The following is a 17449-nucleotide window of genomic DNA, read 5'->3' on the forward strand; positions in this document are numbered from 1 at the left end:
GCTGGTTACTGGTGCTTGTAGTGCTTGATGGTGGTGTCCTTGGCCGCCTCGTCGGCATAGCCCTGGATCTTCTTTATGGCCTCCGCCGGGGTGAGCCGGCCCGCCATCATCTCGCCGAGGGCGCCCACGCCGATCTTCTCCTTCTCCAACTGGACGTACCAGTCCTGCAGACGCGGGTTCACCACGTTGGAGCCGGCCAGCTTGAGCGCGGCCACGCCGGACTTCAGGCCCGGGGTCAGCTCGATGCCGTCGGTGCCGCCGTTGTACGCGGACAGCGACTTCACCTTGGAGGTGAAGTTCTTCGAGGACGCCTCGGAGAGCATGATGCGCAGCTGCTCCATGCCGCCCTCGGGGTTCGCGGCCTTGGAGGGCACGATGAACGGCTCACCGCCGGAGGCCCAGATGGTGCCGAAGGGCATCTTGTCGTTGTCGTCGATGCCGGAGGGCGCCGAGACCGCGAGGTCGAAGTCCTTGGGGATGACGTTCGCCGACTCGTTCTCCACCCAGGAGCCGTTCGGGATGAACAGGGCCTCGCCCTTGGCCCACGCGGTCTGCGACTGGATGTGGTCCAGGCCGGGCGTGCCCTTGAGGATGTAGCCCTTCTTGAACAGCTCGTAGTACGCCTCGAAACACGCCTTGACCGCCGGGTGCTTCCAGGCGTTCGGCTCCAGGTTGTCGATGGCGTTCAGGACCTCGACGCCGCCGACCTTGCCGATCATCGGGTAGAGCGAGAAGGGGATGTAGTACGGGTACTTGCCCGCGTACGTCCAGCCCGCCATGCCCTTCTTCTTGGCCTTCGCGCACACCTGGAGCATCTCGTCCCAGGTCTTCGGGTACTCGGCGTCCAGTGAGTCGAGCGCCTTCTGCGAGTACCAGACGCCGTAGACCGTGTACGCGTAGTACATGATCCACACCGGTTTGCCGTCGAACTGGCCCATCTCCACGATGCCGGGGCGCAGGGTGTCGCGGACCTTCTTGCCCGGGTCGTCGTACGACGGCGCGTCGAGCAGCGGGGTGAGGTCGGCCAGCTGGTTCTTGCCGACCAGGACGCCCATGTCCATCTGCTCGGCGCCGGAGTTGTCGATGAGGTCCGGCGGGTTGCCCTGGTTGAAGCGGGGCTGGAGCGTGGACTGGATCTTCTGGGTGGCGGAGAACTTCACCTGCGCCTTGGGGAAGTCCTTCTGGTAGATCTTGACCGCGTCCTGCGCGTACTCCTTGCCGAAACCGCCGTCGAAGAGGACGAACTCCATCTTGGCGGTGTCGTTGACGCCGAGGGGATTCTTCGCGGTCTTCTTTCCGGCCTTCGCCTTGCTCTGGCCGTCGCCGCCGCTGCTCGCGCAGGCGGACAGCAGGCTCATGCCGGGAACGGCGACCAGGCCGAGCGCGGCGGACCGCCTGATCAGTTCGCGGCGGCCGACACCCTCACGGTCGTGATGCGCAGTGGATCCCATGCTCAAGTCCTCGCCTTCTCCAGGACTCAGGCGGTGAACCGGATCCTGCCCGGCACCGCGGTCGGGTCAAGCTGGGTGGTGCGGAAGTGCTTCGTGCATGCAGTGCCGGGATTGCTCTTGTACCGGGCGCCGACAGGTATAGTCCACTTTCCGTCGGCGGAGCAAGATCGAATACAGGGTTGGCGACGGGTCTTTTCCGAGTTGAGACCTCGCCGACATGGGAGCGGGCCGCGCGAAGCCCCTGCGAAATCGACGCGACATCAGCCCCGGAATGACACGCCCAACGCCCTTGACATCATCCACCACTTGACCACCTACTTGGTTCCTGTGTTCCGCTTCTGACAACGTTGTCCACAACGGCGCGGGGAGGAAATCCGTACATGCAGCGGAGAACTCGGCACAGATGGGGCCCGGCGGTCGTACTCACGGCCGCCTTCGTGATGGCCGCGGGCGCGCAGGGCGCCGCGGTCGCGCTGCCCGCCAAGGCCCCGGTGGCCCACCGGGAGTTCGCGTCCTCGTTCGAGGCGGGTGATCCCGCCCCCGACTGGGTGGACACGGTCGACACCGGCCCGGACGGCACCCCGCGCGCCTCGGGGGTGGACGGCGGCTACAGCACCGGCATACCGGGCAATGTGAACGACCATGTCACCGAGGTCCGGGCGAGCGGCGAGAACGCCGGCGCGGGCGAGGTGAAGGAGAACCTGGCCGACGGCGAGTCCGGCACCAAGTGGCTGACCTTCCAGCCCACCGGCTGGGTGGAGTTCGACCTGGACAAGCCGGTCGCGGTGCGGACGTACGCGCTGACCTCGGCCAACGACTACGCCGAACGCGACCCGCGGGACTGGACGCTGCTCGGTTCCACCGACGGCAAGGACTGGAAGACCCTCGACACTCGGACGGGCGAGACCTTCGCGGAGCGGTTCCAGACCAGGTCGTACGACCTTCAGCAGCCGGCCGAGTACCAGCACTTCCGCCTCGAGGTGACGAGGAACAACGGGGCGCCGGACATCCTCCAGCTCGCGGACGTGCAGTTCTCCACGGGCGGCGGTGGCGGCCCGGTGCCGCAGGACATGCTGACGCTGGTCGACAAGGGCCCGACCGCCTCGCCGACGGCCAAGGCCCGGGTCGGCTTCACCGGCACGCGGGCGCTGCGGTACGCCGGGCGGCACACGGCGAGCGGGCGCGCCTACTCCTACAACAAGGTGTTCGACGTCGACGTGAGGGTCGGCGACGACACGCGGTTGTCGTACCGGATCTTCCCCTCGATGGCCGACGGCGACCGGGACTACGACGCGACCTACGTCTCCCTGGACCTCGCCTTCACCGACGGCACCTACCTCAGCGACCTCGGCGCGCGGGACGAGCACGGGTTCGGGCTGTCGCCGCGCGGGCAGGGCGACTCGAAGTCCTTGTACGTCAACCAGTGGAACAACGTCGTCTCGCGGATCGGCTCGGTGGCGGCGGGGAAGACCGTCGACCGCATCCTCGTCGGGTACGACTCCCCCGCCGGGCCGGCGAAGTTCCGCGGCTGGATCGACGACGTGTCGCTGAAGCCGGTCGCGCCCGAGAAGCCGAAGGCGCATCTGTCCGACTACGCGCTGACCACGCGCGGCACCAACTCCAGCGGCAGCTTCTCGCGCGGCAACGACTTCCCGGCGACGGCCCTGCCGCACGGTTTCAACTTCTGGACGCCGGTGACCAACGCGTCCTCGCTGAGCTGGCTCTACGAGTACGCACACGCGAACAACGACGCCAACCTGCCGACGATCCAGGCCTTCAGCGCGAGCCACGAGCCGAGCCCGTGGATGGGCGACCGGCAGACCTTCCAGGTGATGCCGTCGGCCTCGCCGGGTACCCCGGACACCGGCCGGGAGGCGCGGGCGCTCGCGTTCCGGCACGAGAACGAGACGGCGCGGCCGTACTACTACGGCGTGCGGTTCGAGAACGGGCTCAAGGCGGAGATGGCGCCGACCGACCACGCGGCGGCGCTGCGCTTCACCTATCCCGGCTCCGACGCGAGCGTGCTGTTCGACAACGTCACCGAGCAGGCGGGGCTGACGCTGGACAAGGTGCACGGCGTCGTCACCGGCTACTCGGACGTCAAGTCGGGCCTGTCGACCGGCGCGACCCGGCTGTTCGTGTACGGCGTGTTCGACAAGCCGGTCACGGGCGGTTCGGCGAGCGGGGTGAAGGGCTACCTGCGCTTCGCGGCCGGCGCCGGCCACACGGTCACCCTGCGCCTGGCGACCTCACTGATCGGCGTCGACCAGGCGAAGGACAATCTCCGCCGGGAGATCCCGGGCGGCACCTCGTTCGACACCGTCAAGCGGCGGGCCCAGCGCACCTGGGACAGGCTGCTGGGCAAGGTCGAGGTGCGGGGAGCGACGCCGGACCAGCTGACCACGCTGTACTCCAGCATGTACCGGTTGTACCTGTACCCCAACTCCGGCTACGAGAAGGTCGGCGGGAAGAACCGGTACGCCTCGCCGTTCTCCCCGATGCGGGGCCAGGACACCCCGACGCACACCGGCGCGAAGATCGTGGACGGCGAGGTGTACGTCAACAACGGCTTCTGGGACACCTATCGGACGACATGGCCGGCGTACTCGTTCCTGACGCCCTCCCAGGCAGGCCGGCTGGTCGACGGGTTCGTGCAGCAGTACAAGGACGGCGGCTGGACCTCGCGCTGGTCCTCCCCCGGCTACGCGGATCTGATGACCGGCACCTCGTCGGACGTGGCGTTCGCCGACGCCTACGTCAAGGGTGTGAAGTTCGACGCGAAGGCGGCGTACGAGGCGGCGCTGAAGAACGCGACCGTCGTGCCGCCGTCGTCCGGGGTGGGCCGCAAGGGCATGAGCACCTCGCCGTTCCTCGGCTACACCAGCACCGGCACCGCCGAGGGGCTGTCCTGGGCGATGGAGGGGTACGTCAACGACTACGGCATCGCGAGGATGGGCGCGGCGCTGTACAAGAAGACGGGCGAGAAGCACTACGCGGAGGAGTCCGACTACTTCCTCAACCGCGCCCGCGACTACGTGAACCTCTTCGACCCGAAGGCCGGTTTCTTCCAGGGCAGGGACGCCAAGGGTGACTGGCGGGTGGATTCGGCGAAATACGACCCCCGGGTGTGGGGTTACGACTACACGGAGACCAACGGCTGGGGCTATGCCTTCACCGCCCCGCAGGACACCCGGGGCCTCGCCAACCTGTACGGCGGGCGCAAGGGGCTCGCCGGCAAGCTGGACCGGTTCTTCGCCACGCCGGAGACCGCCTCCCCCGAGTTCGTCGGCTCCTACGGCGGGGTCATCCACGAGATGACCGAGGCGCGGGACGTGCGCATGGGCATGCTCGGGCAGTCCAACCAGGTCGCGCACCACGTCTCGTACATGTACGACGCGGCAGGGCAGCCCTGGAAAACGCAGGCGGCGGTGCGGCAGATCCTTTCCCGGCTCTACCTGGGCAGCGAGATCGGGCAGGGTTACCACGGTGACGAGGACAACGGCGAGCAGTCGGGCTGGTTCCTCTTCTCCGCGCTCGGCTTCTACCCGCTGGTCATGGGCAGCGGCGACTACTCCATCGGCTCCCCCCTGTTCAAGAAGGTCACGGTGCATCTGGAGAACGGGCACGACCTGGTGGTGAACGCGCCGGGCAACAGCGCGAAGAACGTGTACGTCCAGAGCGTCACCTTCGACGGCCGCCCCTGGACGTCCACTTCGCTGCCGCAGTCGTTGCTCGCCAAGGGCGGGGAGCTGACCTTCTCCATGGGGCCCCGGCCTTCGGCGTGGGGCTCCGGGAAGAACGCCGGGCCGGTGTCGATCACCCGGGACGACAAGGTGCCCGCACCCCGTACGGACATGCTGCGTGGCGCGGGGGCGCTGTTCGACGACACGTCGGCGACGGACGAGACGTTCACCTCCGTCGATCTGCCGGTGAGCCGGTCCGGGAAGCCGGCGCAGTACACGCTGACCTCGGCGGCGGACCACACCAGGGCCCCCACCGGCTGGACCCTCCAGGGCTCGGCCGACGGCACGACCTGGCGGACGCTGGACCACCGCTCCGGCGAGACCTTCCCGTGGAACCGCCAGACCCGGGCGTTCACGATCGCGGCGCCGGGATCGTACGCCAAGTACCGGTTGGTGCTGGGTGGTTCGGCGACGTTGGCGGAGGTGGAGCTGCTGGGGTGAGGTGTCCGGCAGCGCAGGGGCCCCGGGTGCGAGTGCGGCGCCCGGGGCCTCGCGCTGCGGGCGCAGCCGACGGCGCCCCCTGGTCCCACATGGTCACGGCGCTGGGCGCGGGCGTGGTGGGGTGGCTGGTCATCGGCCGGCCCGAGGCCGAATGGGGCGAGGTGCCCCTGGCGCTGATCTCCAAAGTGGTCCTCGGCTCCGAGGCCGCGCAGGCGGCGCGGGTCCTCTCCGGGAAGGCGTGGGCGGGCCGGGCGACGGCGTGCGGCAGTGGAGCGGCCTCGGCCGACCGGCTTCTGGCCACCCCGCTGCCCTTCATGTGACAGCCCTTCACGTCAGGGCGAACTCGCACCACACGATCTTGCCGGGGTTCCTTTCACCGACGCCCCACTTGTCGGACAGGGCCGACACCAGCAGCAGTCCGCGGCCGCCCTCGTCCAGGGTGGGGTGCGCGAGGGCCGGGACGCCCGTTCCGCTGTCGTGGACCTCCACCCGGACGAGGGCGGCGCCGTGGCGCAGCCGGAGCAGGAAGCCCCGGCCCGGCGGGGCGCCGTGCACGACCGCGTTCGTGGCCAACTCGCTCACGCAGAGCGACACGTCCGCGCTCCGCTCCCATTCGGTCAGCCCCCAGTACGACAGCGACCACTCCGTGAACCGTCTGGCAGCGGGGACGGAGCGGCGCGCCCGCGCGTAGAACTGGTCGCGCTGACGCAGGAGTTCAATCTGCTCGTTCACGGGGCGAATGTCGCGCAGCGTGACTACCCTGCGTCAGTAGGTGATCCCGTACAGATTCTTTGTACGGGTTCGCGCGGGGTGGCGTACGGACGGCACGGGGAGTTCAACAGGCATGACGCCAACACGGAGGAAGAACCAGTCGGCCATGAAGATGCTCGGCCGTCAACTGGGCGCCGCGCGCCGGGCGGCAGGTCTGAGCCAACCCGCGCTGGCCGCGGCGCTGAATGTCAACGACGAGACCATCGCGTCGATCGAACAGGGCCGACGCCGACTGAAGCTGGACATCGCCGAGCGATGCGATGAACTTCTTGACACCAAGGGGACGTTGGCGGCGGGGGTAACGAACCTTCCGGAGATCGACCAGTTTCCGCTCTGGGTCGAGGAGTACATGGATCAAGAGAAAGTTGCCGTCACGCTGTCGTGGTACGACGCGATGGTCGTGCCTGGCCTGCTTCAGACTGAGGCTTACGCGCGCACGGTTCTGCAAAATCGCGTTCCCGCGTACGAGGCGGAGGAACTGGAGACGATGCTGCGACTGCGGCTCGATCGCCAAGAGATCCTTAAGCGCAAGTGTCCGCCGACGCTGAGCTTCGTGGTGTGGGAGCCAGCACTGCTGCTGCATATCGGCACCGAGGAGATCCGTAGGGAGCAGATGCGGTATCTGCGCGAGGTAGCCGAACTGCCTTTCGTCTCGCTCCAAGTGCTACCGCTGGACAGCCCCCTGCACGCGGGGGTCGCGGGCCCCTTCGCCATCCTGGAAACCCCGGACCACCAAACACTTGCCTACACCGAATCGCAGCGCGGGAGCCAGTTGGTCTCCGACCCAGAAAGGGTGTCTCGCCTGGCACGCAAGTATGCAATGCTGCGGACACAGGCCCTGAACATCCAGTACTCCAAGGGCTTGCTCGACCGCCTGCTAGGAGAGCGATGAGCGCGGAAGCACTTCAGTGGTTCAAGTCGACGTACAGCAGCGACGAAGGCGATGCCTGTCTCGAAGTTGCTGTCTCCTGGCGCAAGTCGAGCTACAGCGGCAGCGAGGGCGGCCAGTGCGTCGAAGTCGCCTCCTGTGCCCATTCCATCCACATCCGCGACTCGAAGCAGGACCCCTCCCAAGCCCCCACCCTCCGCGTCACCCCCCTCACCTGGGCCGCCTTCACCGCCTCGGTCCGATGAACAGCAGACGCGCCGTCCTCGCCTCCGTCGCCGCCCTCGCCGCCGGGCTGCCCACCGTCAACGCCGTCGTCAGCGGCGGCGGCGCCACCCCGGCGTCCGCGGCGGACCAGTACGGGTCCAACACGGAGCTGTACACCCGTACCGCGGACAGGGAGGGCATCGACTGGGTGCGCCGGTTCCGGATCGGGGCTCCCGCGCAGGTGACGGACAACGACCGGGCCACGAGCGGCCTGCTCGGCAGCACCGCGGTGATCGCGCCGCACGGGGGCGGCATCGAGGCCGGTACGAGTGAGCTGTGCATGGCGATCGCCGGGTACACGCCGTTCGAGGCGGACACCGACCCGGCGAACGCGGCCGTGGCGGGAGAGCCGCAGCGGGACTACTGGATGTTCGAGGCGCTGGCCGACTCGGCCGCGCAGCACGTGACGTCCACGCACTGCGACGACCCGGCCGCGCTGGCCGTCTGCACGGGCAACCTGTACGCCGTCTCGCTGCACGGGTTCGACGACACGTCCGTGAAGAAGGTGATCATCGGTGGCCGGGACGCGCGGCTCAAGCGCAACCTGCTCGCGGCGTTCACGAAGTACGGGCTGACCTCTCCGGCGACGAACACCGACTGGGACGTCACCGTGGTCCTCGCGGACTCCTCGTCCTCCATCGACGGCGACGACCCGGCCAACATCGTCAACCGCACCCGTTCCGGCGGCGGCGCCCAGCTGGAGATCTCCACGGCGCTGCGCAAGGCGATGTTCGGTGACTTCTCCGGCGCGGCCAAACGCCGGACGACCGCGGGCGTGCCGAGCACGGCCGGCCCCTACGCCGACCATTTCTGGAACGGCTTCGTGGGCGCCGTACGCGAGGCGATCAAGAACCACGAACGGGGCCTGGACTCGCTGTAGGAAATCGGTTCGCGCGGGAAGCGGGCCTGGAGACGCTGGTCGTGTGGCCGTCGGAGCACAGCGACCCGCTGTACCGGCGCTCCGGTTTCCAGCCCTCGGCGGAACTGCCCGAACTGCCCCTGCGGTAGCGGCCATTGGCTTCCCGGTGCGGCGCGGACGGGGCCGGGTTGGTCACTTTCGGTGACCTGCGGGTCGACCGAGCGTGCAGGCCGGAGGGCGCGGCTGGATCACCGGCGGTTCCACCCCCTAGAACACATGTCCAGCTCGTGGACGGACCATGGCCACACAGCGGACTCCGGTGCTACAAATGCGGCATGTCGGACACCGTCGCTCGATTCAGACGCCTGCTGTGGCGCTCTGTGGTCGGCAGGAGGCAGTGGAGCGTCGCCAAGCAGGTCTTCCTGCTCCAGGTGGCCCTGGTCGTGGTGCTGGTGGTCAGTGGCGTCCTCGCCCTGTTCCTCCAGTCCGAGCGGGACACCCAGTCCGAGGCCACCCGTCGTTCCATCGCCGTGGCGGAGACCTTCGCCCACTCCCCCGGCGTCCTCCAGGCCCTGGCGGCCCCGAACCCCTCCAAGGTGCTCCAGCCGCTCACCGAGGCGGGGCGCAAGGCGGCGGGGGTCGACTTCATCGTCGTCATGGACACCCATGGCATCCGCTACACGCACCCGCTGCCCAGCAAGATCGGCGAGCGGTTCGTGGGCAACATAGCCGCGCCGCTCGCCGGACGGACCTACACGGAGAGCGTGCACGGTCCACTGGGCCACGAGATGCAGGCCACCCTGCCGATCAGGGACACGCACGGCAAGGTGACCGCCCTCGTCTCGGCCGGGCTCAAGGTCAAGAACGTCACCAACGAGGTGGACCGGCAGATCCCGATCATCCTGACCGCCGGGGCGGGCGCGCTCGTCGTGTCCACCGGCGGCACCGCGCTGGTCGGGCGGCGGCTGCGGCGGCAGACGCACAGTCTCGCCCCCGACGAGATGACCCGGATGTACGAGCACCACGACACGGTGCTGCACTCGGTGCGCGAGGGTGTCCTCATCATCAGTGACGACGGCGTGCTGCTGCTCGCCAACGACGAGGGCCGGCGCCTGCTGCGGCTGCCGGCCGACGCCGAGGGCAGCCATCTGTCCGAGCTGCCGGGGCTCGACCCCGAGACCGTCGAGCTGCTGACCTCCGGGCGCGAGGCGACGGACGAGGTGCTCTTCGCCGGGGAACGGCTGCTCGCGGTCAACCAACGGCCCACCGACCGCGGCGGAGCCCCTGGCGGCACCGTGGTGACCCTGCGGGACACCACCGAGCTCCAGGCACTCTCCGGGCGCGCCGAGGTCGCCAGGGAGCGGCTGAAGCTCCTCTACGACGCCGGGCTCGGCGTCGGCACCAGCCTGGACGTGCGGCGGACCGCGGAGGAGCTGGCGCGGATCGCCGTACCCCGCTTCGCGGACTACGTCAGCGTCGACCTGGACGACGGCGTCCTGCACGGCGAGGAGCCCGCACCCACGGCGGCCACCCTGCGCCGTATCGCCGTGCACGGCATCCGGAGCGACCACCCCCTGTACGAACGGGGCCGGCTGATCGACTTCAAGCCGTTCACGCCCCAGGCCCGCGGCTACGGCTCCGGCCACTCCGAGCTGGTGGCCGACCTCGCCGCCGCGACGGACTGGCGGGCCCAGGACCCGCAGCGCACCGAGAACATCCTGGAGTACGGCATCCAGTCCCTCATCTCGGCCCCGATCCGGGCCCGCGGGGTGGTGCTGGGCATCGCCAACTTCTACCGGGCCAAACGGGACCCCTTCGACGAGGAGGACCTCACGCTCGCGGACGAGCTGGTGGCCCGCGCCGCCGTCAGCGTCGACAACGCCCGCCGCTACGCCCGTGAGCACACCCTCGCGGTCACCCTCCAGCGCAGCCTGCTGCCGCGCGCACTGCCCGAGCAGAGCGCCCTGGACGTCGCCTACCGGTATCTGCCGGCCCAGTCGGGGGTGAGCGGGGACTGGTTCGACGTGATCCCGCTGCCGGGCAGCCGGGTGGCACTGGTCGTCGGCGACGTCGTCGGGCACGGGCTGCACGCCGCCGCCACGATGGGCCGGCTGCGGACCGCCGTGCACAACTTCTCGACCCTCGACCTGCCCCCCGACGAGCTGCTCGGCCATCTGGACGACCTGGTCGGGCGCATCGACCAGGACGAGGGGGACGGGGAGGACTCGGACGCGATCGTGGGCGCCACATGCCTGTACGCGATCTACGACCCCATCACGCGCCGGTGCGCCATGGCCCGTGCCGGGCACCTGGCGCCCGCCCTGGTGCATCCCGACGGCAGCGTCACCTACCCCGAGCTGCCGGGCGGTCCGCCGCTCGGCCTCGGGGGCATGCCGTTCCAGACGGCCGAGCTGGAGCTGGCCGAGGGGACGCAGCTGGTGCTGTACACCGACGGACTGATCGAGGACCGTACCCGCGATCTGGACGAGGGGCTGGAGCTGCTGCGCCGGGCGCTGGCCGGCCACCCCGACCGCTCCCCGGACGCGAGCTGCGGGGCGGTGCTGGAGGAGCTGCTGCCCCAGGGCCCCAAGGACGACGTCGCGCTGCTGGTGGCGCGCACCCGGGCCCTCACGTCGGAGCAGGTGGCGGAATGGGACGTACCCGCCGATCCGTCCGCCGTCGCGGGGCTGCGCCGGGCCGTGACCGAGCGGCTCGGGGAATGGGGACTCGATGAGCAGGCCTTCGGCATGGAGCTGGTGCTCAGCGAGCTGGTGACCAACGCGATCCGGTACGGCTCCGGGCCGATCCGGCTGCGGCTGATCCGGGACCGGACGCTGATCTGCGAGGTGGCCGACGGGAGCAACACGTCGCCGCACCTGCGGTACGCGGCGACGACGGACGAGGGCGGACGGGGACTGTTCCTGGTCCAGCAGATGACCGAGCGGTGGGGGACGAGGTATTCGCCGCAGGGGAAGGTGATCTGGGCGGAGATGGCGCTGCGCAGTGCCGCGCCGGCTCTGCCCGAGTTCTCGCTGGACTCGTTCGACGAGCTGTGAGGGTGGCGGGTGGCGCGGGTCGGGGTGACGCGGCCACCGGGCACGGCCGAGGGCCGCACCCCCGGTGACGGGGGTGCGGCCCTCGACCGCCCTCGGAGTGGCGCGGCAGGAGACTGGTGCCGCGGTGACATGCGTGTCCGGTGGTGATCAACCGGTCGGTCCTGCCGGGGTCGTGGTGGTCTTGAAGCCCTCCGTCCTGTTGGCCTGGAGGGCGAACTCGTTGGTGAACGTCTTGCTGAGGTCCACCGAGCCCTTCACGCTGCCGACCAGCTGCTCCGTCGCCAGGGAAGTCTTCGGACCGCCGGCCGGCATGATGCCGTCCGGGAGGAACTGGCCCTTGTCCTCGGTCAGGGCACTGATGTAGTCGGCCTTGGTCACCAGCTGGTTCGACACGAACGACGCCGGCAGCTTGTCCGCGATGTCGGCCGCGCTGTGCGTGTTGATCCAGTGCATGGTGGCGACGAGCGCGTCGACGACCTTCTGCACCGTGTCCTTGTGCGCGTTCACCCAGTCGGTGCGGGCGAGCACACTGGCCGCGGGGTAGGCACCGCCCATCGCCGCCGTGGCGCCCCGCGTGGTGGCCAGGTCGATCGCGGAGGTACCGACGCCCTTCTTCTGGATCGCGGCGACCGTCGGCTGCGTCGTCATCACACAGTCGACCTTGCCGTTCTGCAGGGCGGCGATGGCCGTGGAGCCCGCGCCGACCCCGATCCGGTGGAACTGGCTGGTCTTGACGCCCTTCTTGGCGGCCAGGAACTGGGTGAGCGTGTCGGTGCCCGAGCCCAGGTCGGTGACGCCCAGGGTCTTGCCCTTGAAATCGGCGCCCGACGTGACGCCCGACTTCTTGGCGCACATCTCCCGCTCGCCCGGCGCGCCGGACAGCTGGACGACGTCCTCGACCGCCTTGCCCTTGGCCTGGAACTCGATCGTGTGGCTGTACCAGGCACCCGCCATGTCCACCTGCCCGGAGGCCATGGCCTCCTCGGCGCCGACACCGCCGTCCTGCTCGGTGCTGAGCTGGACGTCGACGCCGTACTTCTTGTAGAAGCCGAGGTTCTGAGCGAGCTGGTAGGGCAGGTAGATCTGCTTGTCTATACCGCCGACCATGAGCTTGACCGTCGGTGTGCCGCCGGAGCCTCTGCTCGCGGTGGTGCTGCCGGAGTTGCCGGAACAGGCGCTGACCGCGCCGAGGGCGAGAACGGTGAGGACGGACGCGGCGACGGTGACGGGTCGTCTGGACATGGCTGGCCACATTCCTTTTCTGAGGTCGAACAGGGAAGAGCGGGGGAGGGAGAGGGGAGGGAGAGGGGAGGGCGGGTCAGAGGGCGCTCGACGCCTCGGACGGAGCCGGCGGACGCCAGGACAGCAGCCGGCGTTCGAGCTTGCCGATCACCCACTCGGCGCCGAGCACGATGACGGAGATGACGAGCATCGTCGCGAACACGCCGTTGGGGTCGAAGTTGTTCTGCGCGGTCTTGATGACCAGGCCCAGACCGCTCTGCGCGCCGAGCACCTCGCCGACCAGCGCGCCGACGATCGCGAAGCCGAAGGCGCTGTGCAGGCTGGCGATGATCCAGGTGAGCGCGGAGGGCACGGTGACGTGCCGGATGATCTGCAGCTGGGAGGCGCCGAGCACCGTGGCGTTGGCGAGGATGTTGCGGTCGACCTCGCGCACGCCCTGGAAGGCGTTGAAGAAGACGATGAAGAACACCAGCACCGCGGCGAGCAGGATCTTCGGCAGCACGCCGATGCCGAACGCGACGATGAAGATCGAGCCGAGGACGATCCGCGGGATCGCGTTGACCATCTTGATGTAGGGGCCGAGGACGTCGGCGAGGAAGCGGCTCTGGCCCAACGCGACGCCGAACACCACGCCTGCGACGGCTCCGACGGCGAAGCCGACGAGCGCCTCCTGGATCGTCGTCCAGATGTTCGCGTAGAAGGACCCGAACTCGGTGCCGTGCTGGAAGAGGTCGGCCAGCCGCCTGGCGATGCCGGACGGTTGCCCGAAGAAGAACGGGTCGACGATCCCCCAGGTGGTGAACGCCTGCCAGCCGCCGATGACGAGGACCGCGAGGCCGACGCGGCCCGCCCAGACCAGGGCGACGCGGCGCCGGCGGGCGCGTTTGGCGGCCGCCCCGGCCGAGAGGTGTGCGCGGCCCCTGACGGAATCGGGGGAAACAGCGGACGTCGTGCTCATGCCGTACCTCCTGCGGTGCGTGCGTAGGCGCGCTCCACCTCCTCGCGCAGCGAGTCCCAGATCTGGTGCTGAAGTTCGATGAAGCGGGGCTGGAAGCGGATCTCCTGAACCGAGCCGCGCGGGCGCGGCAGGTCGATCTCGAAGACCGCCTTGACCGACCCGGGGCTGGACGTCATGACGACGACCCGGTCTGCGAGCGCCACGGCCTCGTCGAGGTCGTGGGTGATGAAGATGACCGACGGCCGTATCTGCTCCCACAGGCCGAGCAGTTCGGTGGACATGATCGCCTTGGTCTGCACGTCCAGGGCGCCGAAGGGCTCGTCCATGATCAGGATCCGGGGTTCGTTGATCAGCGCCGCGGCCATCGCCACGCGCTTGCGCATACCGCCGGAGAGCTGGTGCGGGAAGCGGTCCTCGAACCCCGCGAGGCCCACCCGGCGCAGCCAGTCGCGCGCCGAGGCCTGAGCCTGCTGCTTGGGTACCCCGCGGAAGACCGGGCCCATCAGCACATTGCCGAGGACGGTCTTCCAGGGCAGCAGGGCGTCGGCCTGGAACATGAAGCTGACGCCGTCGGTGACGCCGTCCACCTCACGGCCGCCGACCTTGACCGACCCCTCACTGGGCCGGTCGAGACCGGACACCATGCCCAGGGTCGTGGACTTGCCGCAGCCGGTCGGGCCCACCACCGCGCAGAACTGGCCGGGCTCCACGGTGAACGAAACGTCCTGCAGGGCCGTGAACACCTCACCGGCGGGAGTCAGAAAACGTTTGGTGAGCCCGGAGATCTCGACTCGTGCGCTGTCCTGGCCGGTCCTCTCGGCGACCGGACTCACCGCCGCATCGTTTCGCGAAGCCATCAGAGGCTGTCTCCTTCCTGACCTCGGGGGTCGAACCTCGGGGATCGAGGAAGGCAGACGCTAGATGCCGCCGGGTGTTACGTCGCTGTTTCATCCGTATCTCGCGTAAGCCGTGTTAGCGGGACTTCTGCTCGTTCTGCTCAGCGATCCGGGGCTGGGCAGCAGGCCGAGGTCGGGGGCACAATCACGCCACCACGGGTACGGCTGCAGGGGCTGGGCCCGGCAGCCGTACGACAGGCGAGAGACGCGAGGAACACTGGTGAAACCCATCCGTATCCCGGGCGGACGTGGCAGGAAGGGGCGGCTCTCCGCGCGGATTCTGGCCAACCAGCTGGCCATCCTGGCGCTGACCGGGCTGATCGGTTTCGTGCTGTTCGCCTTCGCGCAGCGGGGCGAGATCGACCGCGCCTACGAGCAGCGGGCACTGGACATCGCGCAGACGACGGCCGCCGAACCGCAGATCCGGCAGGCCATGGAGTACGGGGGCGGCGGCGACGTGGTGCAGACCGTGACCGAACAGATCCGCAAGGCGTCGGGGGCGTCGTACGTGGTCGTGCTCGACCTGCGCGGCGTCCGCCACTCCCACCCCGACCCGACGCTGGTCGGCGAACCGACGGGCGATCCGATCGTGGTGCTGGACGGCAGGCCCCACGTCGGCACCGACCAGGGCGCGACCGGGCGGTCCGCCAACGGCAAGGCTCCGCTGTACGGGCCCACCGGCAAGCTGGTCGGCGAGGTGTCCGCGGGCATTCCCGAGCACTATGTGCTGGGCGAGCTGTGGCGCGAGCTGCCGACCTTCGGCCTGTACAGCGCCATCGCCGTCGCGCTCGGCTCGGCGGCCGCGTTCCTGCTGGCCGGGCGGCTCAAGCGGACGACGTTCGGACTGGAACTGGAGGAGATCGCCGGTTTGCTGCAGGACCGCGAGGCGATGCTGCACGGCATCCGTGAGGGAGTCGTCGCCTTCGATCCGGACGGCAGGATCACGGTCGTCAACGACGAGGCCCGCGAACTGCTCGGCATCGGCACCGCGCTCGGCAGCACGCTGGCGGAGGTCCTGCCGGACGGGCGGCTGCGCCGCGCCCTGGACGGCACCCTGACCGGCAACGACATCAGCGTGCTCACCGACGACCACTGCTTGGTCGTCAACCGGATGCCGGTGACCCTGCACGGCCGCGAACTGGGCGCCGTGGTCACCGTGCGCGACCGCACCGAGCTCATCGGGCTGCTGCGCGAACTGGACTCGGTGCGCGGGCTCACCGACGCGCTGCGCGCCCAGCAGCACGAGTTCACCAACCGGATGCACACGGTGGCCGGCCTGCTGGACATCGGCGACCACGACGCCGCCTACGAGTTCGCCGTCGAGACGGCCGGCGCCGAGCAGGCGCTGACCGAGTCCGTACGGGAACGGATCGGCAACCCGCTGCTCGTGGGACTGATCGTCGCCAAGACCACGGTGGCGGCGGAACGCGGGATACGGATCGTCCTCAGCGAGGACTCCGCGCTGGGCGAGGACCCGCCGCATCTGCGCCGGCTGCTGGCCATCGTCGGCAACCTGCTGGACAACGCGATCGACGCGGCCGCGACCGGACCGGCACGGCCGGGCGGCTGCGAAGTGCGGCTGTCGATCATCGAAACCGTCGACGTGGTGCGGGTGGAGGTGGCCGACACCGGGCCGGGCATCCCGCCGGGCACCAGCGAGTCGATCTTCGAGGACGGCTGGTCGACCCGTCCGGACCGGGGCACGGCCCGGCGCGGCCTCGGACTCGCCCTCGTCCACCGGCTGGTGCAGCGGCACGGCGGCACGATCACGGTCAGCGAGGGACCGGGGGCGGTCTTCAGCCTGACGTTGCCGGTGCCCGACACCGCGCCGGCTCCGCAGGGCGCTCTGTTCACGACGGCTCCGGCGGTGCCGGCCGGCGCGTCGACCGGCACCGCCGGAGGTGACCGCTGGTGATCCGGACCCTGGTGGTGGACGACGACTTCCGCGTCAGCCGCATCCACTGCGACTACGCATCCCGCGTCAAGGGCTTCGAGGTGGTCGGCCAGGCGGCGACCGTGGACGCGGCGCTCGACGCGGTGCGCACCCTCCACCCGGACCTGTTGCTGCTCGACATATTCCTGCCGGACGGCAGCGGACTCGACGTGTTGCGCCGCCTGAACGGGGACTCGGGCGGCGACCGGCCCGACGCCATCATGATCACCGCCGACCGGGACATCACCTCCGTTCGGACAGCGATGAAACTCGGCGCCGTCGGCTACCTGGTCAAACCCTTCGGCGCGCCCGACCTCGCCGAGCGGCTCACCGCCTACAGCGAGCTTCAGCACCGCGTGGACGCCCTCGGTACCGTCCCGGAGACCGACCAGGCCGACGTGGACGCCCTGTTCAGCGCCGCCCGCCCGCCCGCGGTACCCCGCGTCCCCGCCAAGGGCCACTCCGCGCCGACCGTCGCCCTGCTGCACCAGACCCTGCGCACCACGCACGACGCCCTGTCGGCCGCCGAGGCCGCCGAACGCACCGGGGTCTCCCGGGCCACGGCCCAGCGCTATCTCTCCTACCTCGCCAAGGAGGGCATGGTCCGGCTCGAACTGCGCTACGGAGCCACCGGACGCCCCGAGCACCGTTACCGCGCCGCGCACTGAGCCGGGATCAGGGCAGAGCGGCGGGAGTGAGCGCCGCGAGGATCGCCGTGGTGCCGAAGCCGACGCCGACGCCGAGCGGCTTGTCCAGCCGAGCCAGTCGGCTGGCGGCGCTCGTTCGCCGAACGCTCGCAAGGACAGAAGAGCCCCGTACCTGGTACCAGGTACGGGGCTCTTCGTCGTCGTAGGATGCGCGGCTCCGCTCCGGGAACAGACCGCCTGCGATCACGGTCGCAGGCGATGTCTTCCGCAGCGTGGAGCGCGAGTACCCCGCCCCCTCC

General features: G+C 69.7%; 14 protein-coding genes. 8 read left to right on the plus strand and 6 right to left on the minus strand.

Translation table 11 applies throughout. From position 1 onward, the window contains the following. Nucleotides 1–5: 5 nt before the first annotated feature. Nucleotides 6–1451 (minus strand): N-acetylglucosamine/diacetylchitobiose ABC transporter substrate-binding protein, encoded by a 1446-nt coding sequence (ngcE, locus tag VT52_RS32285; RefSeq protein WP_046427439.1) that lies wholly within the window; start codon nucleotides 1449–1451, stop codon nucleotides 6–8. A gap of 380 nt (nucleotides 1452–1831) precedes the next feature. On the opposite strand from ngcE, the gene VT52_RS32290 reads away from it, so the two are divergent. Further along, a complete protein-coding gene (locus VT52_RS32290) occupies nucleotides 1832–5635 on the plus strand; it encodes a GH92 family glycosyl hydrolase (protein ID WP_206306667.1) in 3804 nt (1267 codons plus the stop codon). Between the two features lie 89 nt (nucleotides 5636–5724). After that, nucleotides 5725–5955, plus strand: coding sequence for a hypothetical protein (locus VT52_RS32295; RefSeq protein ID WP_046427438.1), 231 nt, complete (start codon nucleotides 5725–5727; stop codon nucleotides 5953–5955). 7 nt (nucleotides 5956–5962) lie between these two features. Here VT52_RS32295 and VT52_RS32300 read toward each other — a convergent pair whose 3' ends face one another. Then, a complete protein-coding gene (locus VT52_RS32300) occupies nucleotides 5963–6367 on the minus strand; it encodes an ATP-binding protein (protein WP_046427436.1) in 405 nt (134 codons plus the stop codon). Between the two features lie 145 nt (nucleotides 6368–6512). Here VT52_RS32300 and VT52_RS32305 point away from each other — a divergent pair, with 145 nt between their 5' ends. The 4 genes from VT52_RS32305 to VT52_RS32320 all read left to right on the plus strand — a co-directional run bounded on the left by VT52_RS32305 (nucleotide 6513) and on the right by VT52_RS32320 (nucleotide 11474). Further along, a complete protein-coding gene (locus VT52_RS32305; protein WP_079175429.1) occupies nucleotides 6513–7298 on the plus strand; it encodes a helix-turn-helix domain-containing protein in 786 nt (261 codons plus the stop codon). Next, nucleotides 7295–7540, plus strand: coding sequence for a DUF397 domain-containing protein (locus VT52_RS32310; protein ID WP_046427431.1), 246 nt, complete (start codon nucleotides 7295–7297; stop codon nucleotides 7538–7540). Before VT52_RS32305 ends, VT52_RS32310 begins: the two co-directional genes overlap by 4 nt. After that, nucleotides 7537–8439 carry a poly-gamma-glutamate hydrolase family protein gene (locus VT52_RS32315; protein ID WP_046427429.1) on the plus strand — a complete coding sequence of 301 codons (903 nt, stop codon included), beginning with the start codon at nucleotides 7537–7539 and terminating at the stop codon, nucleotides 8437–8439. Before VT52_RS32310 ends, VT52_RS32315 begins: the two co-directional genes overlap by 4 nt. Before the next feature lie 314 nt (nucleotides 8440–8753). Continuing rightward, nucleotides 8754–11474, plus strand: coding sequence for a SpoIIE family protein phosphatase (locus VT52_RS32320; protein WP_079175430.1), 2721 nt, complete (start codon nucleotides 8754–8756; stop codon nucleotides 11472–11474). Nucleotides 11475–11621: 147 nt separating this feature from the next. Here VT52_RS32320 and VT52_RS32325 read toward each other — a convergent pair whose 3' ends face one another. The 3 genes from VT52_RS32325 to VT52_RS32335 form a co-directional block, all read right to left on the minus strand. Next, nucleotides 11622–12716, minus strand: a complete 1095-nt coding sequence (locus tag VT52_RS32325; protein ID WP_046427426.1) for an ABC transporter substrate-binding protein — start codon at nucleotides 12714–12716, stop codon at nucleotides 11622–11624. Nucleotides 12717–12792: 76 nt separating this feature from the next. Beyond that, nucleotides 12793–13674, minus strand: coding sequence for an ABC transporter permease (locus tag VT52_RS32330; protein ID WP_046427425.1), 882 nt, complete (start codon nucleotides 13672–13674; stop codon nucleotides 12793–12795). Beyond that, entirely contained in the window at nucleotides 13671–14531 is an 861-nt protein-coding gene (locus VT52_RS32335; RefSeq protein WP_053055707.1) for an ABC transporter ATP-binding protein, read from the minus strand. The genes VT52_RS32330 and VT52_RS32335 overlap by 4 nt, the downstream gene beginning before the upstream one ends. A gap of 259 nt (nucleotides 14532–14790) precedes the next feature. Between VT52_RS32335 and VT52_RS32340 the strand changes: the two genes are divergently transcribed. Together VT52_RS32340 and VT52_RS32345 are read left to right on the plus strand one after the other, a co-directional pair. Then, a complete protein-coding gene (locus tag VT52_RS32340; protein ID WP_240509972.1) occupies nucleotides 14791–16485 on the plus strand; it encodes an ATP-binding protein in 1695 nt (564 codons plus the stop codon). Continuing rightward, nucleotides 16482–17171, plus strand: coding sequence for a response regulator (locus VT52_RS32345; protein ID WP_046427422.1), 690 nt, complete (start codon nucleotides 16482–16484; stop codon nucleotides 17169–17171). The genes VT52_RS32340 and VT52_RS32345 overlap by 4 nt, the downstream gene beginning before the upstream one ends. Nucleotides 17172–17178: 7 nt before the next feature. Here VT52_RS32345 and VT52_RS32350 read toward each other — a convergent pair whose 3' ends face one another. Continuing rightward, nucleotides 17179–17397, minus strand: coding sequence for a hypothetical protein (locus VT52_RS32350; RefSeq protein WP_071387722.1), 219 nt, complete (start codon nucleotides 17395–17397; stop codon nucleotides 17179–17181). Between the last annotated feature and the right edge of the window lie 52 nt (nucleotides 17398–17449).

Source organism: Streptomyces malaysiense, from assembly GCF_000980885.2.
In the GTDB taxonomy this organism is placed as follows: Bacteria; Actinomycetota; Actinomycetes; order Streptomycetales; family Streptomycetaceae; genus Streptomyces; species Streptomyces malaysiense.

Bases quoted from the DNA above. Each gene is read 5' to 3' on its own strand.
- ngcE (WP_046427439.1), bottom strand. From the start codon at position 1,451: ATGGGATCCACTGCGCATCACGACCGTGAGGGTGTCGGCCGCCGCGAA.
- VT52_RS32290 (WP_206306667.1), top strand. From the start codon at position 1,832: ATGCAGCGGAGAACTCGGCACAGATGGGGCCCGGCGGTCGTACTCACG.
- VT52_RS32295 (WP_046427438.1), top strand. From the start codon at position 5,725: ATGGTCACGGCGCTGGGCGCGGGCGTGGTGGGGTGGCTGGTCATCGGC.
- VT52_RS32305 (WP_079175429.1), top strand. From the start codon at position 6,513: ATGAAGATGCTCGGCCGTCAACTGGGCGCCGCGCGCCGGGCGGCAGGT.
- VT52_RS32310 (WP_046427431.1), top strand. From the start codon at position 7,295: ATGAGCGCGGAAGCACTTCAGTGGTTCAAGTCGACGTACAGCAGCGAC.
- VT52_RS32315 (WP_046427429.1), top strand. From the start codon at position 7,537: ATGAACAGCAGACGCGCCGTCCTCGCCTCCGTCGCCGCCCTCGCCGCC.
- VT52_RS32320 (WP_079175430.1), top strand. From the start codon at position 8,754: ATGTCGGACACCGTCGCTCGATTCAGACGCCTGCTGTGGCGCTCTGTG.
- VT52_RS32325 (WP_046427426.1), bottom strand. From the start codon at position 12,716: ATGTCCAGACGACCCGTCACCGTCGCCGCGTCCGTCCTCACCGTTCTC.
- VT52_RS32330 (WP_046427425.1), bottom strand. From the start codon at position 13,674: ATGAGCACGACGTCCGCTGTTTCCCCCGATTCCGTCAGGGGCCGCGCA.
- VT52_RS32335 (WP_053055707.1), bottom strand. From the start codon at position 14,531: ATGGCTTCGCGAAACGATGCGGCGGTGAGTCCGGTCGCCGAGAGGACC.